Genomic DNA, 18,339 nt, shown 5'->3' with positions numbered 1-18,339 from the left:
CAAGGAACTTTGACACAATAACGATAGCAACTAAATATCCAAACTTTTCAATATCTAGCCTCCCTCGAACTAGACTCCCAAGTGCGAAACTCCCCTAAAGTAGTTAAATAACTATCGGCAAAGCCGGCGGCTTATCTAAGGCACATGCTAACAAGTACTGCTTCTTAAGCAACTTCGCAGCTCTTGCAGTAATAGACGCCTAAATCAGCCAATTTAAGGTCATGTTCGCCAGATTTGTTCTTAGCATAGCTTACTCCTTCAATGATAATTACTTCCAGCAAAGTCCCTTTTTTATCAATACACGGGATCGAGAGCCAAGAGCAGAGCTCCTCGATTATCTTGCGGGCTAACCATAATTATCCAGCAGGTGGCGAAAGTTCATAATAATTATGGTGCTATTCGCAATTGCTCCGTCGATCGATAGTTCTGCAAACAAACGCATGGAAGCAATTTCGTGGTGCATATTTGACATCGCTGAATCACTCATGCAGTACCAATTCAGATACTCAGCATCTTTGACAGGGATACCGGCGGCGACTGTTACCGACTCGGGGTAGTAAGGCTCGATCACTTACTTCAACCACTGTCAGGGGATCAACGATTCCCCCCCCCCCCCCCCAGGAAGATCACTTTGCGAGTCTGAGGCGCTTGTTATGGTATTAGCTGCAGGAGAAGGAAAGCTGATAATCCATCGACAACTCTTCTTGGTTAAAGCCGAGGATTGTATCAAGCTGGGGACTTAAGCGCAGATTTTCTAAAAAACACGCTACTATCTCCAGACTTAGAGTAATAACCGAACGCGATAGCTAATGAAATAGCAGAAAAAACGCTATTAAAAGATGAAACAGACAGCGCACTTGCCAGCAGGACTCCCCAAACAAATAGGACACTTCTAAATTTCAAGCCAGAGATAAGCACCCCGCAAGCAGAGAAGGCCAAAAGAAATACAAGCCCAAGAACCCCATGATCAAACACAACACGCAAAATATACGAGTGTAATATTACCGAATAGCATGAACCATCACCAGAAAAACTAAACAAACTAGACCAATAGCTAAGGGTAGAGCAAGACTCACTGCTCAGCGGTGTTAAACTAGCATTTCCGATTAAATAACGCCACCATTCCCAACTTGAAGTCTCATAAAGCCAAATCGAGAGAAATTTAAAACGGTCAATATTATAAAATTGTCCGTCTGTCCTTACCATAAAAAAATACAACACAAAACCGAAAAGAATTAGCAGGCCGATACTACTTGTTATAATACCAAGCAAATTAAACCTAAAATAACTAAAATAGAAGGAGACAAGCAAAATTCCTAAGCCGCTTCTAGACCCAGACATGATAACAACCAAGGCGAAAAGAGCAAAAAATATATTTTTGTATTTTATATTATCTAAAGTTGCAAAATAATATAAAAAAGCAAGAAATACTAATTCAAAATTATTTTCAGCAAACAAACCTGGTCTAGACCCCATTCTATCTGTAAAGTTAAAAGCGATTGAATAACTATATTTAGTTAAAAACAACAATAAGATCGTTATATACAAAAAACGAACAAAGTCAGAATGGAAAATATTTTTCCCAAAAAAAGGAAGCAACACAAGAACATAGAAAAAGGCTTTATACGCCTGAATAAAATCCAAATAATTCACATCATAATATAATGCTAGTGCCGAAGAAAAGAGGATATATAAAAAAGAAAATAACGAAAAAACAACTCCCAATAAGCTCAATTTTGAAATAAAAAGAAGTGACAAGACAATCAATATTACTTCAAATATTGTAACTACTGGCAAAACATTACTTTCATATAAAGAAAAAACACCAACCACTGCTAAAGCCGTTAAAGTTACCCACAATGTCTTTAACGTAGAACTACCACAAAAAACTTTAGACAACGACACGGATACCATTTCTTATACCAAACATATTAATTTATACAACTAGCACATATAACTGAAAATAGCCCTGATTTATCCCTCCCCCTGCAATCTGTAAACATCATCAAAAAAAGACAGCCGCTTTCCTTCAGTATGCTCTAAAGAGAAAAAATACTTATCTTCCTCTGAGACTACAAAGTCCTTAGACTTAGAACAGAAAACGTCTAATTCTTTTGCTATATGAGCTAAGCTATCACCTTTGAAATCAACCTTTTTAAACCAAGAATAATTCATCCCAGAATCAATAATACTTGTATCTTCATACCCTACGACGACGGGAAAACCTAACGCTATATATTCTCTAACTTTCAAAGGACTTCCTTCATCCATGCCGTTCCTAAACAACGCTAAAGAACCAATACAAATATGACAATTTTCAAGCAGTTTCATATACTTATCTGATTTTAAATAACCATGATAGTGGACATTATTCAGCCCCTCACCCTCTAACCCAACAATATGAAACTCAATATGAGGTAACTCTTTTGCTAAAGCTTCTATCAAATCTACGCCATGCCAAGGCTGGTTAGGGCTTCCCATAAAAAATAGCTGGGTAGAACTATCCGTACTAGGCCTCTTTAACGTTTTATATTTAGTCGTATTTATACCATTCGGAATCCCTATAACATGTTTATTATAGAGCTTATTACTGTCAGCAATAGCCATTTGATGCGTTACTGTCACCAGACCTTTACTTTTTAGAATAATAATTGGCCGTAAATACTTGTTAGCTAGCCAAAGAAGGAAAAACTTAATCCTTTTATATTTTTTAAATAACCCCCAGAACTCTTCAACTTCAAATGTATTCGCCTCACCAATACATTTATACTGAGAAAGAATTTTCAGTAACGTAAAACCAAATGCAGAGTACCTAAAATAAACAATATCCGGACCAAAACTACTTAGATCTTTAACAATATCTCTACGGATAAAAAACCGCCCAAAATCCGAATAACATTTAAAACCATAATCTGACTTATTACCACTAAAGTTAGTACAAAATATCTCAACGACATGCCCTTTCTGCCGCCAAAAATCAACCTGCATAGTTACTTTCTTTGTAACACCGTCTTGCTTTGATAAGTCGTGATTTACTATATACGCAATCTTCATAAGAGCAACAACTTAAACTTCATTTAGTATTTCAATTAAGCCATCTATTTTTGATGACATAGACCAGCTTTTTCTAGAGCGCAAAATATTTTCGTTTATTATCAACAGTTCGCTCTGGTTAGAACTAATATATTGTAATTTATTTTTTAAATCATTGATGGAATTAGGTAATGCTACATAGCCAAAGTTGTTATCATTGACGATATCTCGAGCTTCCCCTCTGGGTAAAAAACCAAATATAGGAACTCCCAAATTTATATATTCGTAAATTTTAGAGGGTATACAAGCACCAAAATAATCGTATCCAAGAGAAACAAAACCAAAGTCATAGCTATCAACAACTTTTTCTAAAAACTGCTCTCGTGGTATTGAATTATAAAAACTAATATTACTTTTTATCTTAATTTTTGAACCTGAATGACCATAAACATCAAGAGATACGCCCTTACAACTAGAAAAGAAATTGCTAACTAAACCTGGGTTCTGGTATTTCTCTAGTGTTCCTCCATAAAAAGCAGTCAATAATTTTTTTTCTTTTCTCTTTGAAAAATCACAAGGGATAACTGTAGAGTCTATATAGCCAAAGTGATTTGTAACGACTTTAGAGCCGGTCCAAGTATCTAGATAAGCCTTATATGAATTACAGCTTGTAACAATCACATCTACATTATCTAAATACTTTGAAAAAACCTTATTCCTAGAAAAGTTTGTATACTTCCCCAGCCTTTCTCCATAATAAGAGGTATAGGAGACAGGGTCTCTAAAATTGGCAATGAATTTTGACCCAACTTCATCTTTGACAGCAGAACCAACCATTAATGAGGCGAGATCACCTCCTGTTGAACAAAAAATTATATCGTTAGACCTCACATGCCCTATTAAGTACTTAGCAGCCTTGTTAGCCCAACTAGCTAAATAATCTGGCAACAAGTTAATTCTCTGCAGATTACGACGAATTTTTTCAGGGATTCGGCCAGGGTATATTGAAATAAAATCATCTGAAAAAACTTCACTGTCTAAGCTGGCTGCTACGGTTACAACAATAACGTTAAAGCCACGTTGTCTTAGTAAATTCACAGCTCCTTCACGCATGATGGCGCCACCCGAAAAGGAAGTATGCGTATAGCTTCTCGTTATATAATATATATTATTCATCAAAACATACCTCAAACTCTTGAATCCATAATGCAACAGTATAAATTCTAAATATTTTATTAAAATTTACACCTTTTTGATTTATGAATTCGCTTTTGAGTTTTTTAATATATTTTTTATTAAAAACTTGTGTCTTTAAAGACAAAATAAAATCAAATTGTTCGCATATATCTTCAAACAACGGCCCCATCATGTATTTATGTTGGGGTGAGATAAATCCAGTTTTATCCTTTCTTTCCAAAACCGCAGGGCTAACAAATTGTGATTTTTTTGCGAATAATCGTAAAGGCTGCTTTGCGACACCTGCACTAACCCTTATAGCGTTATCGATTTTCAATGCTGAAAGAACAAGCCTATAATCCAAAAATGGCAGCCTAGCTTCTATCCCATGAGCCATAGAATTTCTATCTTCGTAACGAAGATATTCGGGTAGTGCGGACTTAGAAATATTATAAATCAATCTACCAGATAAGTTAGTCGGAGCCTTAGCTTTCGTACATGGCCTGTTAAGGATTCGTGGCAATAATAAGTGCCAGAGTTTAGGAGTCGTCTCTTGCAGTATAAATAAAGGCAACTGGGAAAGTGTCTTAATAAGACTATCGCCACGGATCTTACTATAAGCGTTCAATTCGTAGATAAAGGTATCAAACTTACCTGATTTTAAGATATCTATAAGGTTACAAAGGATATGTTCATGATAGCCTGAAAATATCTCATCCGCCCCTTGCCCATTTAAAACAACTCGTATATCAGTGCTATTTTTTATACGGCTATACAATTGATACTGGTAAATAGGAGCCAAGCTCCTCAAAGGCGAGTCCTGGATATAAACTTGTTTACGCACGTTTTTAGAAAGTTGACTTAGATCTGGTTTGTTATAGCTAACATCAACATCAAGATATGATTCCGTTTTTTTAATATAAGATTCTTCAGAAAACTTAGGATCGTCGAACACCGAGGAAAAAGCATGAAATGATCCAGAAAGCTGTTTTGTTGCACCAGCTATAATAGACGAATCAATTCCTCCGCTTAAAAGGCCACCAACTTCCACATCAGATCTATTACGTAACTTTATTGAATCCAACAAAAGTTCAGAATAATTAACTGAAGAATCTGTTTTATTAAGTTCTTCAGACACATCAAAATACGAAGTTTTTATGATATTTAGCTGATTATCAATTTCATAGTAAGTTGACGGTTCGACCTGTAGAATACCATCAAATAAGGTTTCTGAATCATCATCAATTAAATTATATTCTAGAAATTTAGCCAGCGAGTTAATATTAACTTTTTTCTTAGATAAGCTTTTGATCTCTGACGACACTACCAAGCCATTATCTATTTGATAATATAAAGGCTTGATTCCAAACCGATCGCGTGAAAGAAAAACACGATTCGTTTTTTTATCGTAAATACAAATAGCCCACATACCATTAAATCGTTTAAAACAGTCTGTTCCCCAATATTGAAATGATTTTAAAACGACTTCAGTATCTGTTGCTGTTTCGAATGAACAACCCAATTCAATTAATGTTTGCCTGAGCTCTATATAATTGAATATTTCACCATTAAATACCAAAGAAAAATCTTTATCTACAAATGGCTGCAAACCATCATCTGACAAATCGATGATACCAAGGCGCTTATGACCCATAGCAGTATCATAATGAGCGGGCTCAATATTATTTACTATCTCACCTAGCTTATTCGACTTATATAAAAAGTTTTGTTTACCTAGTGTAAAATAAACACCTTCACCGTCTGGTCCTCTGTGGCTGATTCTGTCAAAAAGCTCAAGAAAATCCAAAGCACTGTCACTTCCAGAATTGAAGAACTTGCAGAAAACACCACACATATCAACTTCTCTTAACCAAACTTACAATATTTTTTAATTCACGCCGTGGCGGTTTCATCGCATCCTCTAAAGGGTAGCCAACAACAATACTTAAAAAACAATAATATTCACGACCAAAATTAAAGAGCTCTCTATAATACTTTTGTGATGAATCAATATGTTCTGACGCATAACAACAGCAACTAGACAGCCCTATTTCATTCGCTTTTAAAATAAAATTTTGAGCGAACATGCCTACATCGATACTATCTGCAAACTTTTCGCTGTAATTCGATCTATTTGAAAATATAAAGATACGGTAAGGGGATTTCTCAAACAAACTTGCATTATTTGCTTGCCCAACATCATACTCTTTGTCGTTCTGAAGAATCCCGACCTTAAAGGCTTGTCGATTACAAGACGCGGGAGCTTTTTGGGCAACGTTAATGCAACTTTCTATCATTTCTAAAGGAGGTATTTCTGGTTTAAAAAATCGAACTGATTTAATATCAAAAATAGATTCACCAGGATCAGCAGCAGCTGTTAAGAACTTGACCTGCTTTGCTTCATCAGCCAGCCACTGATTATAATTATCTAAAACAGATTCAGCCCAAATTAATATATTTTCTTCAGTTGAATTTCTATCTCTTAATTCTTTAATCAGACTTATTACAACATTGCACCTTTCTGTACCTCGATCTGAAAAATCATTTTTTATACATTTTTCTAAAAGATGTGCTTCATGCTTCAAACGAACAATCACATAGTCATCAGATTGTTTAGACAACATAAAAATAGAGTTAATCTTAAATACAATCGGATTTAGAGTACAAAACTGTAAACTATTTTTAATTGAGGAAAAAACACCTCTTAATGATTTAACTAATTTCATTACATCTCCATATCATCACAACCGCATATAACTCAAGGCCTGTTGAAGTTGGAACTCTAAACTTACAGAGTACAGCCATATTATCACCAATTAAATCAGTGAGCTTAACAGGTATAAAACCAAAAAACCTACTACTCCCCACATATGGCCTTAAATAAATCTTATGTTCATTAATAAAAAAGGAACACGAAGGATCATCACCAACATTAATGCTATAGCGCTTGCCAAATAAGCCATATAGATATCCAAATTTAGAGTAAAGAAATGAAAATATCTTATGAAATATTTTATTTTTAATCTTTTGAAAAGGGCTATCAAATGGCGTTATTGCATTACTAAAGTAAGGCACAAATGATATCTCACGCTCAGGCGTTATCATGGCCTGCAACTTAATTTTATACCGATGATCATTCGGATATATTTTTGATTGATAAGGTATAGAATTGGTCAACTTAACTAACTTAGCATCATTTGATATTGCTTCAAATTGGAAGTAATTCTCAAAATTTATATCCACGTATTTAAACAGGAAAGGTTTAAAATGACCTTTTTCGACCAATAAATATCTAGAGAGAAAGAAACTAGCATACACATGCTGATACATATAACTATCGCAAGCAACGCGTCCATTACTGGCGGCTATGTTAAGCCCTACACAATCGCCGGTAATTATATAATTCGTCAATATTCTTTCAATATCGTCTTTATGCAACTCAATTTTTTTCTTTAATACTTCATCATTAACTTCAAGTGTGCAAAGTATATAGTATAAACTTGCATACCCGTAGGCTGAATTTTGAGAACGGCCAAAGAATAACCCTCCACTTCCCTCAGAAATAATTGACAATATGAAGGAAACTCCTCGGTTAATAATATCCTTAAGCTCGGGAATATCAGCTTTTATCAAAATCTCTATATTTCGGCAATGATATACTAAATCAGGCACCCCTAAACCATTTATTCCGACTGAGTCAAAAACCAGGCCTGATTTTTTATCATAGAATACTTCTTTGTTTATATTGTCAAATTGACCATTGTTAATAAAATACAGATATTTATAATCCATAGCTGCATATTTAGGTAACTTATAAGAACAACTACCCTGTATTCTATCTATAAGCTTTAATATTCGAGTTTCTTTTTTATATTCATAAGCGATCGTTAAAGACTCTATTACAAAATCAGAAGTTCCATATTTAACTAGCGAATTTACCTGCTGATCAATCAAAAAAAGCCACTTTTCAATCGGCTTATTAAGCAGAACTGCACTTAATAAAAGACAACCATAGTGATATTGATGATCTAAACCATCTCCCTTTATAGAGTCAATGCTTGAATTTAAATTCTCATATATAGCATCGACATTTAGCATTAGCCCCCCTTAACTTTTAAAAAACAATCTTAAATTTCAAAAAATAATTAATGCGACTGTAGAAAAATAAAGCAACAAGAACAAAGCGGATCTCTAAGATATGAAACAAAAATAGAAGGCCATTAGTGTGAATCCACAAATTATTTATTGCTGATTATTATTAGCTTTTTTTCGACCTATTTCTGAATCGATGAGTAAGATCTTTTTTAAAGCTACTACTTACCGAAAGCGACATTGTACAAATAAGAATCAAAGAAAGAGCTATAACCTTTATAGACAAAAGCAAAGTACCAACTTCAAATGTATTTTCTAATAATTTTATTAACAACAAAAACACAAAAGCAAGCACAATTAATTCAAATATCCCTTTATAATCTAGCGAAATCTTATCTAGCTTTTGTGACGAATAAAATATGAACGCCGTATAGGCTATCATACTAAACAGCGTACTGTATGCTGCAGCATACATACCAAAATCAGGAATAAATATAAAATTAAACGCCACATTAACAATAGCTTGAATGAAGGCAGCGACACTTATTATCCACGTTTTGTTATGAAAAGAGACAATATTAGTAAATACTCTATATATACCACTAAAAATATAAACGGCACCTAAAATTGGAACTAACAAATATGCTTCAAAATAATCAACAGTAGTAAAATAAAACAACAGCTCTTTAGAAAACAACACTAAAGACAAATAGAAGGCTATGCAAAATGCCAAATAAGCAATAACAAAATTTGACATGTTTTTCTTTGCTTCAGTTTTATCATCAACCAACCCAGACATTGCGATCGGCCCTTGTACCTTGGTTATTGCATCATTAACAACATACATTAACATTGCAACTTGAGCAGCAATAGAATAGACACCAACCTCTCCCAGTTTTCCAAAATGCGCTAATATAATCCTATCAGAAAACATAGCAATCCAACCTGCTGCTATATTAGGCACTAAAGGTAAGGAAAACTTCAAACTCCTTGATAAGATTGTGAAATCAATGTGAAATGATAACCATTTATTTTTTATTGCAAAATATAACAAAACCAAAAACTGAAAAAGAGCCATACCTCCAAGTGCATATATTCTTGCTTCCCAACCATAATGCTCAACGACTAATAGATATATTGTTATGAAAAGCGCTATAAGCGACATTAATATTTGAAAGATCGCTAGTCTTTTCGCTAGTAAGTTAGCACTCCAAATTAACGTAACCATTATCGCTAGTTGATTTAGAAGTTGTGTAAAAACAACTACAGAAAATGTAGCTAACGTCACACTTGGTAGGTCACTAGTAAGATAAGGAAATAAAGCTAATGTAAGCAGACATACAGCGATGCCCCAAAATGATATAAACCAAAAATGAGAACTGAATAAAGATCTTACTTTATTCTCAGATATATTCCTTTCTGTATAATAAAATCTATTAAAAGCTGAATCTAGATATATAGATATAAATATAGGAAGGATTCGTCCTAGAGACTCTAATGTTGAAAGTGTTCCAAACTCCTCTACTGACAAATAGGCCGTGAATATTGGGAGGAGAATAAACCCCATTGCTTTGGTGGTAAGACTACTTAATAGATACCAAGGAGTATTTTTAAGGTACTTCTGGAAATGCCTGCCAGCATGTACTTTTATTTTATCAGTCATATACAATTATTATTTTATATATTTATTTGGCATTTTTATATGCTGTAATAATCCTCTCTATTTGATATTGATCTGTCAACCTTATCCCTCTAATCTTACTAAGCAGATTAATATTTCTAAGAGCACTACGAATTATTTCAGTTACTCCGACGAATTTTAAAATTGACATATTGCTATAGTTTGGAGAGGATGATGTTTTTATTACAGGTCTAATTTCACTTACGGCTCGTAAATAGTTTTTCCCATCATCAAATCCGATAACCCCTGAAATAATATTTTTACGTTGTGAAGTTACATTATTTGATTCATTAATAACATTGATAATTTCTTCTGTACTGTTTACAACCATATTCAATGAACTAAAATCAGATATTTGATAGCTTCCCCTGGCTGTAATATCTCGATTAAAATCACCTCCACTAGGATTAATTAAAAATGTTTCTTTGCCTAACAGCCAGGCCTCCAGACAAGTAGTTGTTTCATACCCCCCCCAAAGGTCAGAAACTGATATTAAATCACTAACAGAGTATGGACATTCCCTAGGTTTTGAATAATATACATTGGATAAATTAATTGATTGTTTAAATTCATCATAGAAATAATCAGTTAGTCCTGGATGCGGCCGTAAAATAAAAAGCACATCCGGATTATTGGAAATAGCCTCATATATCACTTTTTGAAGCAAAATAAAATCATTTTGATGGAGTTCCTTTTGGCCTTTTTTAAAATTTGCTAGTATTGATTTCTCATTTTTAAAGAAAAAATCAGTATCATGGACACGATCAAAACCCCATCCAGCCAATCCAATGATTTTTCTATAATCAACCCCATGACCAACTTTACTTAAAAAAGTTTTTTTATCTAAAAAACGTAAACGCTTATATCGATCAAAAGCAACACCGCCAACTACTGATGTTCTCCCCTGCAATTGAGGGTAATATTTATGCATAAGCGATTCTGAGCGATAACTCCATAAAAGCATTTTTTCAATATAAAGAAATTTTTCTTTATTATTCCCCCAAGTCATTTCTTCTATTGCTGTTTCTCTAGTATTTCCTTCTGCTATCAAAGTAACAATTTTTATATTTAGGAAGTTAGCTAGCTTACATAAATTATGATTTATTAAAGCACCTTGGAAATTACTTAATAGCAAAACCTTAGGTCTATATTTCATCAAATAATATATATATGAAAAAATATCACCTGTAACACAAACAATGTTTCTTTTACGAAGTTCTAGGATAACCGGAGCAACAGCATGAGCATCACGCTCATTATTCGGCCACTCCAGGTTTAGGACATCAATATTTTTCATTCAGCTAAAATTCTTTCAACTGTAAAGGCTTCTGCTTTATTAAACCCATGCGAAGCACCTCGTAATATAGCTAACGCTTCTACACACTTATAACTACGGCTATGGGGAAATTTTCTCATCTCATCATCATAACATTTTAAAGCTGCTAATTTTTTATTCCAAAAATCAGAAATGTCGACAATATAATTAGGGAAGAATTGTTCAATACTAGATGAATTCCACTCGGTACTGGACAGGACTTCAAAAGACAATATTTTTTTGATACTTGACCATGATAATGGTCGGCAAGCGGTCATGACTGCCGAATGTGTAACGCGGTGATCTACATTCAAATCTAAGGCAAAGTGCGTGTAGACAATTTCAGGCTTTATATCATCTATTACTATTTCAATATGTTTTACAACATCAAGTAACGGAACACTATCCATTTTATTATCAGGAAAATTTAATTGACGGACATCGCTAACACCTAATGCAGTCATTGCTTGATTAGATGCTGTTTTCCTTCGTGAAGAATCGTCAGAATTATTGTTTCGTGAAGAGACACCATCAGTCATAAACATTACTGTAACAGAGTCTCCTTGTGAAACATGCATGGCGATAGTACCACCACACCCTAATGTCTCATCATCCGCATGGGCTGCAACTACTAATACCCTCTTAGTCATCAATCAGCTCCCAAGAAGTGGCTGTTCCACGTACCACATCCGCAGTAATTCGCTTGCCAATCAGTTGATCGTAAAACTTCGGTGCCAAACCATATCCAGGTCTAATACGGCGAATATTCTCCGGAGTAATGATGTCTCCAGCTTTCATATCTGTAATGAAATAAAGAGATCGGCGGAATTTAAGGCTGGCATGCTCCACTGGCTTGCGCTCATACCCTGCTTTACCGATTGCCTGCCATGCGGCTTCGGTTTGCTGACAAAGACTAGTCAACTCATCGGGCTCTAAGGAAAACTCGCTGTCAGGCCCTTTATCTTCTCGGCTTAAGGTAACGTGTTTCTCAATCAAACAGGCTCCCATCGGGATCGATGTGACCGAAACGGCTGTGCCCAAGGTGTGGTCTGACAGCCCGACAACACAATCAAACCGCTGTTCGATATCGGCAATGGTCGAAAGGTTCGCTTGATCAACAGGCGACGGGTAACCGCTAATGCAATGAAGTAATACCAGCTCTTTACAGCCACCTTCACGAGCAGCCTCTACGGCATCAGTAATCTCATCGAGATCCGCCATACCGGTAGAGATAATCATCGGCTTACCCGTCTGAGCTACTCGCTTAATGAGTGGCAGATCAGTCGCTTCAAATGAGGCAATTTTATAAGCGGGTGCATCTAAAGACTCCAAAAGGTCTACTGCACTCTCATCAAAAGGAGTAGAAAATACCGTTATGCCTAACTCCTTGGCTTTTTGAAACATCGCCTCATGCCATTCAAATGGGGTGTGCGCCCACTGATACAGATCGTAGAGTTTGTAGCCATCCCAAAGGCCACCTTCGATCTGAAAATCTTCACGATCACAATCTATGGTCATCGTATCAGCGGTATAGGTCTGAAGCTTGATAGCATCTGCTCCCGACTTTGCCGCCATCTCGATGGTTTCCAAAGCCCGTTCTAAAGACCCATTATGATTGGCCGAAAGCTCAGCAATAATGTAGGGCTTGTGTTGATGACCAATCTTTCGGCCATCGATTGAAATATCCTTCATTGTTTCAATTTCCTAGTTATAGTTACCTGAGCACTCAAAACCCCATCTTCCAGCTCAGCATGACTAAATTGGAGCTGAAAATCTCCATGATCCAGAAAAGCTTTGGGATAGCCCTCTGCATCTAACATCCGAATGTGATCATAGATAGCCTCGACTTCCCCATGCTCAGGCAGCACAGATAGATCAGGAGTACGGCGAGGAAAACAAACTGGCTCTCCAGACTGGGGAACCGGCTGCGGCTCTTGCTCTACTATGTTGCGTATATGGTCGTAACAAAGCGTTGCAACCCGCTTAAAGATCTCTTCTGCTCTCCCCTCCAAACTAAAGGGTATCTTTCCGTAGACGGGCCCGGCATCAAGTTCATTGACCATTCTAAGCGCGGTCAACTGAGTGGAAGTGTGACCTCTGGCTATCAGGTTTTGTAACGGGCTCCCCCCTCTTCCATAAGGAACATCTGTCATATGAAAACAAACACATTCAAACCGATTCAGAATTGCTTCAGGAACAATCCAGCTCCAATGTGGAAAGAAAATATATCTGGGGTTGATCTCTTCCAGACGTTCAAGGTTCAGCTCTTCACGAGTCTTTAACAGCATCCATTCACCAGGCAACTCTTGAATAAAAGAATCAAATGCTTGGTGATTCCAACTTTTTATAGTCGCAACCACATACTTGGTTTGCGCTTGAGGCTTATTCATCATGATAAATTTTTAGCCGGTACTTCCGCCCCCTATGGGTAAAAAATGCAGGGTAACGTTCGTTGTCTACAACCCTCAGCAAATCAAATTGCTCTACAATGGTTTTGTTAGGATCCAGTTCGCTATCAGTGCTGGAGCGACGGGCATAGAAACTTTCGGTTCCATGCTGTGGCTTAGGGGATATATCTTCAAAAAGGTCAATACAGTCAATGCAGAGAGAAACGGTCTTATCACCTTGTGCCGCTCGCCAATCAGCACAAAGCTCCCACCCTTCGAGTGAGATCTCGCCTTTGATCCATATAGGTCCAGCATCTACCTCAGCCGTAGCCTCAATGACGCATATCGGAATCTGATGCTTGCCCTCAAGGATTTGCCAAGTCATCGGGGCGAACCCTTTTCCCTGTGGAAGGTCGCTCTCATGGACGACCAAATTGTGCGTATTCTTGGCTAAGTTTTCCGATGAGACTATCCGGGTACAACCCAGCATAAAACAGATATCACCTTCAACGATGGCTTGTTGTTCACAAGCAAATACTGCCTTAATTCCTCTTTGATCAAGCTCCTTGCACAGTTTCTCTGCAAAGGGCAATATCCAGGAATCGTTATCAACCAGCACCGTAACCTTGTTAACTTTCTTCATGGAGTCAGCATTACCTCAGAGGTCCGGAGAGCTCCACGCCCGTCGCATATAGAAATAGCCGCTGATACAGCACCTTCATAGGCTTCTCGATCCGTCATCCAAGGCAACAGCTCCGCCTTCATCGAAGAGTCACTTATAGGCCTTATTAATTCAACGATGGCTCCTGTCGCCTTTAAACGGGAAATAATCGTTTTTTGATTGGCTGCGGTAATTACTGCAGCGGTAGGCAAACCCATTGCGCAGCGCTCCCAGGAAGTAGCACCCGCAGCTCCTATCGCCAAGTCATGTTCTCTCATCAGCTGGGCCATATTTTCTGCCCCAACCAAGATCTGCGCTTGTAAAAGAGAAGCTTTGGCTCTGAGGCTATTCAGATGGGGATTCGCCTGCCCGACAATGACCGTTATCTTCCCTAACTCTGATCGCCAGCTCACTAGTGCATCAAGCACCTCACCAGTCACGTTATCTGGGTCCCCTCCCCCCAAAGAAACCAATAGATCTCTGGGAGGCCAACGCCTGCTCGTGGCGGGCTCAAAGTCATGCTTATGAAGATCAAACTCATCTCTTAATAAAGCAAAGCCAGCTCCAGCCAATACTCTGGCCACCTCTGGGACTAGCCCCTTATATCTAGCCTCAGTTTCTCCAAATGTCTGATCGAGGAGCAAGTCACAGTCATACTGCCTATCAGCCAAATCATCGATTACCATCAATTGCTTGGTATTAGAGCGAACAATACGATGCCATTCAGCGTCAGTCCCGTAATGATCCACAATCAGCCAATCAGCCCCTTCAGGCCACTGCTGCAGAATAGTCCTTCGAGTTGCATGACTATCTTCTGATAGAGTTCCACCAAGCCAACGCGCATGCTGTTCCAATGCTTGGTTATCCAATACTTGATCATCAACTGGCAGCGTAACAACCCGGTAGCCTTTCTTATTGATAAACTCAATCAGGTTACCCCGGTGATCTCGACACACAAAAATCGCATCAAGGCTTATACACTTTGACTGCAAATACTCAAGCAAGGTCAGGCAACGCATGACATGGCCGACCCCCATAGCTACGCCAGAATCGGCACGCACAACTACCTTCACTGCTCGACCTCTTGGTTCTTTATCAGCTCAAATAGCAGCTCGGCGCATGTCCAATCTTCTAAGGTATCGATATCCTGAACCCTATGACGGGGTAGCAGAACTGGGACGGTTCCTGGTTGGAAGAATGTTTTCTCTCCCAACCAGGCTTCACGCCTTCCCCAATAAAACTGCCCGGCGTCATGGTATGCTTCTTCAAGATCTTGAGAGCGGGTCATAAAATGCTCAGGCTGAAACATTCTTACACGCCCTTGAACATCAATTTTTATCGCTCTCTGAATAGGGAAAGGAAAACTGGTTACCGAAAATGCGTAATCGCAAGATTCATTTTGCAAAGACTCCAAACCGCGAGATAAGTCTTCAGAACGAATAAAAGGAGCCGTTGCATAGATACAGCAAATGTCTTCGGCCTTATAACCCTGGCTATCCAGCCACTCAACGGCATGCTTAATGACCGGAATCGTTCCTGTAAAATCGTCCGACAGCTCTTTTGGCCGAACGAAAGGCACCTCTGCACCCCAAGCCTGGGCAACTTCCGCTATTTCATCATCGTCAGTAGAAACAATAATACGGTCAAAACAGCCACTGGCTTTAGCCGCCTCGATTGACCAAGCGATCATCGGCTTGCCACAAAACTCTTTAATATTTTTGCGCGGAATGCGTTTGCTGCCACCGCGTGCCGGTATTACAGCAACTCTCATTGCAGTACCTTCGTCAACACTTCAATCACCCGGTCCTGATCTGCTTCACTGAGCAGCGGAAACATCGGCAAGCTAATCGCCTCGCTATAATAGCTCTCGGCTTGCGGGTAATCCCCTTGTTTGAAGCCCAGTTGCTTGTAATAAGGCTGAGTGTGCACAGGGATATAGTGCAGGTTTACGCCAATCCCTGCCTCACGAAGCTCGTCAAAAATTTCACGATGAGAACGCTTCAACTGCTCTGTTTTCAGCCGGACAACATACAGGTGCAACCCGGAGTAACCATTCGCAAGTTGATAAGGGGTGATGACCGGCAGCTCGGACAACAGCTGATCATAGCGTGTAGCCAGTTGGTGACGCTTGGCGACAAACTGATCCAAACGCTGCATCTGACTGACACCCAACGCGGCCTGCAGTTCGGTCATCCGATAGTTGAAACCAAGTTCGACCTGCTGGTAATACCAGCCACCATCAGGTTTATGGGTCATCAGTGCAGGATCACGAGTGATTCCGTGGCTGCGCAGCAGTTCCATCTTCTCAGCCAGAGCCTTATCGTTAGTCACTACCATGCCGCCTTCGGCAGTGGTAACGATCTTGACCGGATGAAAACTGAAGATGGTGATATCGGAATAGCGGCCATTGCCGATCGGCTTGTCTTGGTAGCGCCCACCGATCGCATGCGAGGCGTCCTCGATAATCCGGAACCCATAACGCTGTGACAACCGATGAATCTTCTCCATCTCGCAGGGCTGTCCACACAGATGTACAGCAACCACCACTTTAGGCTGGCAGTCATTTGCTTGAGCGACGATAAGTTTTTGCTCAAGGGCATCTGCGCAAAGGTTATATGTGCGTGGATTTATATCGATAAAGTCGACCTGCGCTCCGCAATACAAGCCGCAGTTGGCCGAGGCGACAAAGGTGATCGGCGTAGTCCACAACCAGTCACCCTCTCCTAGCCCTAGAGCCAAACAGGCGATATGCAGCGCTGAGGTTGCGCTGTTAACCGCAAGCGCATGCTTCGCGCCACAATAATCGGCAACAGCCTTTTCAAAGGCCGGCACCTGAGGCCCCTGGGTCAAGAAATCTGACTTGAGCACCGCAACGACCGCATCGATATCGTCCTGAGAAATATCCTGCTTACCGTAGGGAATCACTGAACTACTCACACTTCAAAATTTGGATCTACATGCTCACGGATCAGGTCGCGCAGCCCCTCTACCGTCTCCCACTCGGTGTTGGTACCCGAATTGTACTTGAACCCGAAAGGAACCTTGGTAGCCTGATGGTGATCGATATATTCGTCTTCACTGTAGGTGAATGAAACCGAGGGCAGGATCGCGTAATAACGGCCCAGATCAATAGTATTGAGCGAATCTGTATCGGTGATCATCTCCTCGTGCAGTTTCTCGCCCGGACGAATACCAACAACCTTCAGTTCACACTCAGGTGCAACCGCCTTGGCGACATCCAGAATTTTGTAAGAAGGGATCTTGGGAACGAAAATCTCACCACCCAGATGGTGCTCAATCGCGAACATTACCAGATCGACACCGTCCTGCAGCGAGATATTAAAGCGAGTCATCTTTTCATGAGTGATCGGCAGCACCCCTTCAGGCCTGCGACTGATGAAGAAGGGAATCACCGAACCGCGTGAGCCCATCACATTGCCGTAACGCACGACACTAAAGCGAATATTCTTCGAGCCCTTGATATTGTTTGCAGCAGTAAACAGCTTATCAGAAGCCAGCTTAGTCGCACCGTAGAGGTTGATCGGCGCACAGGCCTTGTCTGTCGACAGCGCAACAACATCATGAACGCCGCATTGCAGTGCTGCATGAATCACATTCTCCGCACCATCTACATTAGTACGGATACACTCGGTCGGGTTGTATTCTGCGGTATCAACCTGTTTGATAGCCGCAGCATGAATAATCACATCTACGCCTTCACAGGCTTGAATCATCCGCTCCCGATCACGAACATCGCCGATAAAGAAACGTAGCTGAGGGTATTCATGAGCAGGGTATCTTTGTTTAAGTTCAAACTGCTTCAGCTCATCGCGCGAGTAGATAATAATCTTCTTAACATCTGGGTAACGAGCCAGTATCGTCTTGACGAACTGTTTACCAAAAGAACCGGTGCCTCCGGTAATTAAAACTGTCTTGTCATTGAGCATTCTTGAATTACCTTTATCTTTAAAAAAGATACAAAGATCCGCCAACT

At 39.1% G+C, this 18,339-nt stretch carries 16 protein-coding genes; all 16 read right to left on the bottom strand.

Annotation, left to right across the window (positions count from 1 at the left end):
• Nucleotides 1–726 precede the first annotated feature (726 nt).
• On the bottom strand, nt 727–1,899 hold the full coding sequence (locus DV711_RS19320; RefSeq protein ID WP_133297423.1) for a hypothetical protein: 1,173 nt from the start codon (nt 1,897–1,899) through the stop codon (nt 727–729).
• Between the two features lie 75 nt (nt 1,900–1,974).
• On the bottom strand, nt 1,975–2,988 hold the full coding sequence (locus DV711_RS08290; RefSeq protein ID WP_165840044.1) for a glycosyltransferase family protein: 1,014 nt from the start codon (nt 2,986–2,988) through the stop codon (nt 1,975–1,977).
• A gap of 78 nt (nt 2,989–3,066) precedes the next feature.
• Entirely contained in the window at nt 3,067–4,209 is a 1,143-nt protein-coding gene (locus DV711_RS19315; protein WP_133297422.1) for a glycosyltransferase family protein, read from the bottom strand.
• Nucleotides 4,202–6,064, bottom strand: coding sequence for an asparagine synthase (glutamine-hydrolyzing) (gene asnB, locus DV711_RS08285; RefSeq protein WP_114695211.1), 1,863 nt, complete (start codon nt 6,062–6,064; stop codon nt 4,202–4,204). The genes DV711_RS19315 and asnB overlap by 8 nt, the downstream gene beginning before the upstream one ends.
• Nucleotide 6,065: 1 nt before the next feature.
• On the bottom strand, nt 6,066–6,935 hold the full coding sequence (locus DV711_RS08280) for a nitroreductase family protein (protein ID WP_114695210.1): 870 nt from the start codon (nt 6,933–6,935) through the stop codon (nt 6,066–6,068).
• Nucleotides 6,922–8,307 (bottom strand): hypothetical protein, encoded by a 1,386-nt coding sequence (locus DV711_RS08275; protein ID WP_114695209.1) that lies wholly within the window; start codon nt 8,305–8,307, stop codon nt 6,922–6,924. The genes DV711_RS08280 and DV711_RS08275 overlap by 14 nt, the downstream gene beginning before the upstream one ends.
• 160 nt (nt 8,308–8,467) lie before the next feature.
• On the bottom strand, nt 8,468–9,964 hold the full coding sequence (locus tag DV711_RS08270) for an oligosaccharide flippase family protein (protein WP_133297421.1): 1,497 nt from the start codon (nt 9,962–9,964) through the stop codon (nt 8,468–8,470).
• A gap of 22 nt (nt 9,965–9,986) precedes the next feature.
• Nucleotides 9,987–11,279, bottom strand: coding sequence for a BFO_1060 family glycosyltransferase (locus DV711_RS19310; protein WP_133297420.1), 1,293 nt, complete (start codon nt 11,277–11,279; stop codon nt 9,987–9,989).
• Entirely contained in the window at nt 11,276–11,947 is a 672-nt protein-coding gene (locus tag DV711_RS08265; protein ID WP_114695207.1) for a PIG-L deacetylase family protein, read from the bottom strand. Before DV711_RS08265 ends, DV711_RS19310 begins: the two co-directional genes overlap by 4 nt.
• Nucleotides 11,940–12,989 carry a pseudaminic acid synthase gene (pseI, locus tag DV711_RS08260; protein ID WP_114695206.1) on the bottom strand — a complete coding sequence of 350 codons (1,050 nt, stop codon included), beginning with the start codon at nt 12,987–12,989 and terminating at the stop codon, nt 11,940–11,942. The genes DV711_RS08265 and pseI overlap by 8 nt, the downstream gene beginning before the upstream one ends.
• Nucleotides 12,986–13,690 carry a formyl transferase gene (locus DV711_RS08255; protein WP_207802580.1) on the bottom strand — a complete coding sequence of 235 codons (705 nt, stop codon included), beginning with the start codon at nt 13,688–13,690 and terminating at the stop codon, nt 12,986–12,988. Before DV711_RS08255 ends, pseI begins: the two co-directional genes overlap by 4 nt.
• Nucleotides 13,680–14,327, bottom strand: coding sequence for a formyltransferase family protein (locus tag DV711_RS08250; RefSeq protein WP_114695205.1), 648 nt, complete (start codon nt 14,325–14,327; stop codon nt 13,680–13,682). Before DV711_RS08250 ends, DV711_RS08255 begins: the two co-directional genes overlap by 11 nt.
• Nucleotides 14,324–15,418, bottom strand: coding sequence for a UDP-2,4-diacetamido-2,4,6-trideoxy-beta-L-altropyranose hydrolase (gene pseG / locus DV711_RS08245; RefSeq protein WP_114695204.1), 1,095 nt, complete (start codon nt 15,416–15,418; stop codon nt 14,324–14,326). Before pseG ends, DV711_RS08250 begins: the two co-directional genes overlap by 4 nt.
• Nucleotides 15,415–16,116 (bottom strand): pseudaminic acid cytidylyltransferase, encoded by a 702-nt coding sequence (pseF, locus tag DV711_RS08240; protein WP_114695203.1) that lies wholly within the window; start codon nt 16,114–16,116, stop codon nt 15,415–15,417. Before pseF ends, pseG begins: the two co-directional genes overlap by 4 nt.
• Nucleotides 16,113–17,282, bottom strand: a complete 1,170-nt coding sequence (gene pseC / locus DV711_RS08235) for a UDP-4-amino-4,6-dideoxy-N-acetyl-beta-L-altrosamine transaminase (RefSeq protein WP_114695202.1) — start codon at nt 17,280–17,282, stop codon at nt 16,113–16,115. The genes pseF and pseC overlap by 4 nt, the downstream gene beginning before the upstream one ends.
• Nucleotides 17,279–18,292 carry a UDP-N-acetylglucosamine 4,6-dehydratase (inverting) gene (gene pseB / locus DV711_RS08230; protein ID WP_114695201.1) on the bottom strand — a complete coding sequence of 338 codons (1,014 nt, stop codon included), beginning with the start codon at nt 18,290–18,292 and terminating at the stop codon, nt 17,279–17,281. Before pseB ends, pseC begins: the two co-directional genes overlap by 4 nt.
• Nucleotides 18,293–18,339: the final 47 nt, after the last annotated feature.

The organism is Motiliproteus coralliicola (assembly GCF_003345655.1).
Lineage (GTDB): Bacteria > Pseudomonadota > Gammaproteobacteria > Pseudomonadales > Balneatricaceae > Motiliproteus > Motiliproteus coralliicola.
Note: the sequence above shows the minus strand (reverse complement) of the source record. Positions and strands in the feature narration are given on the sequence as shown.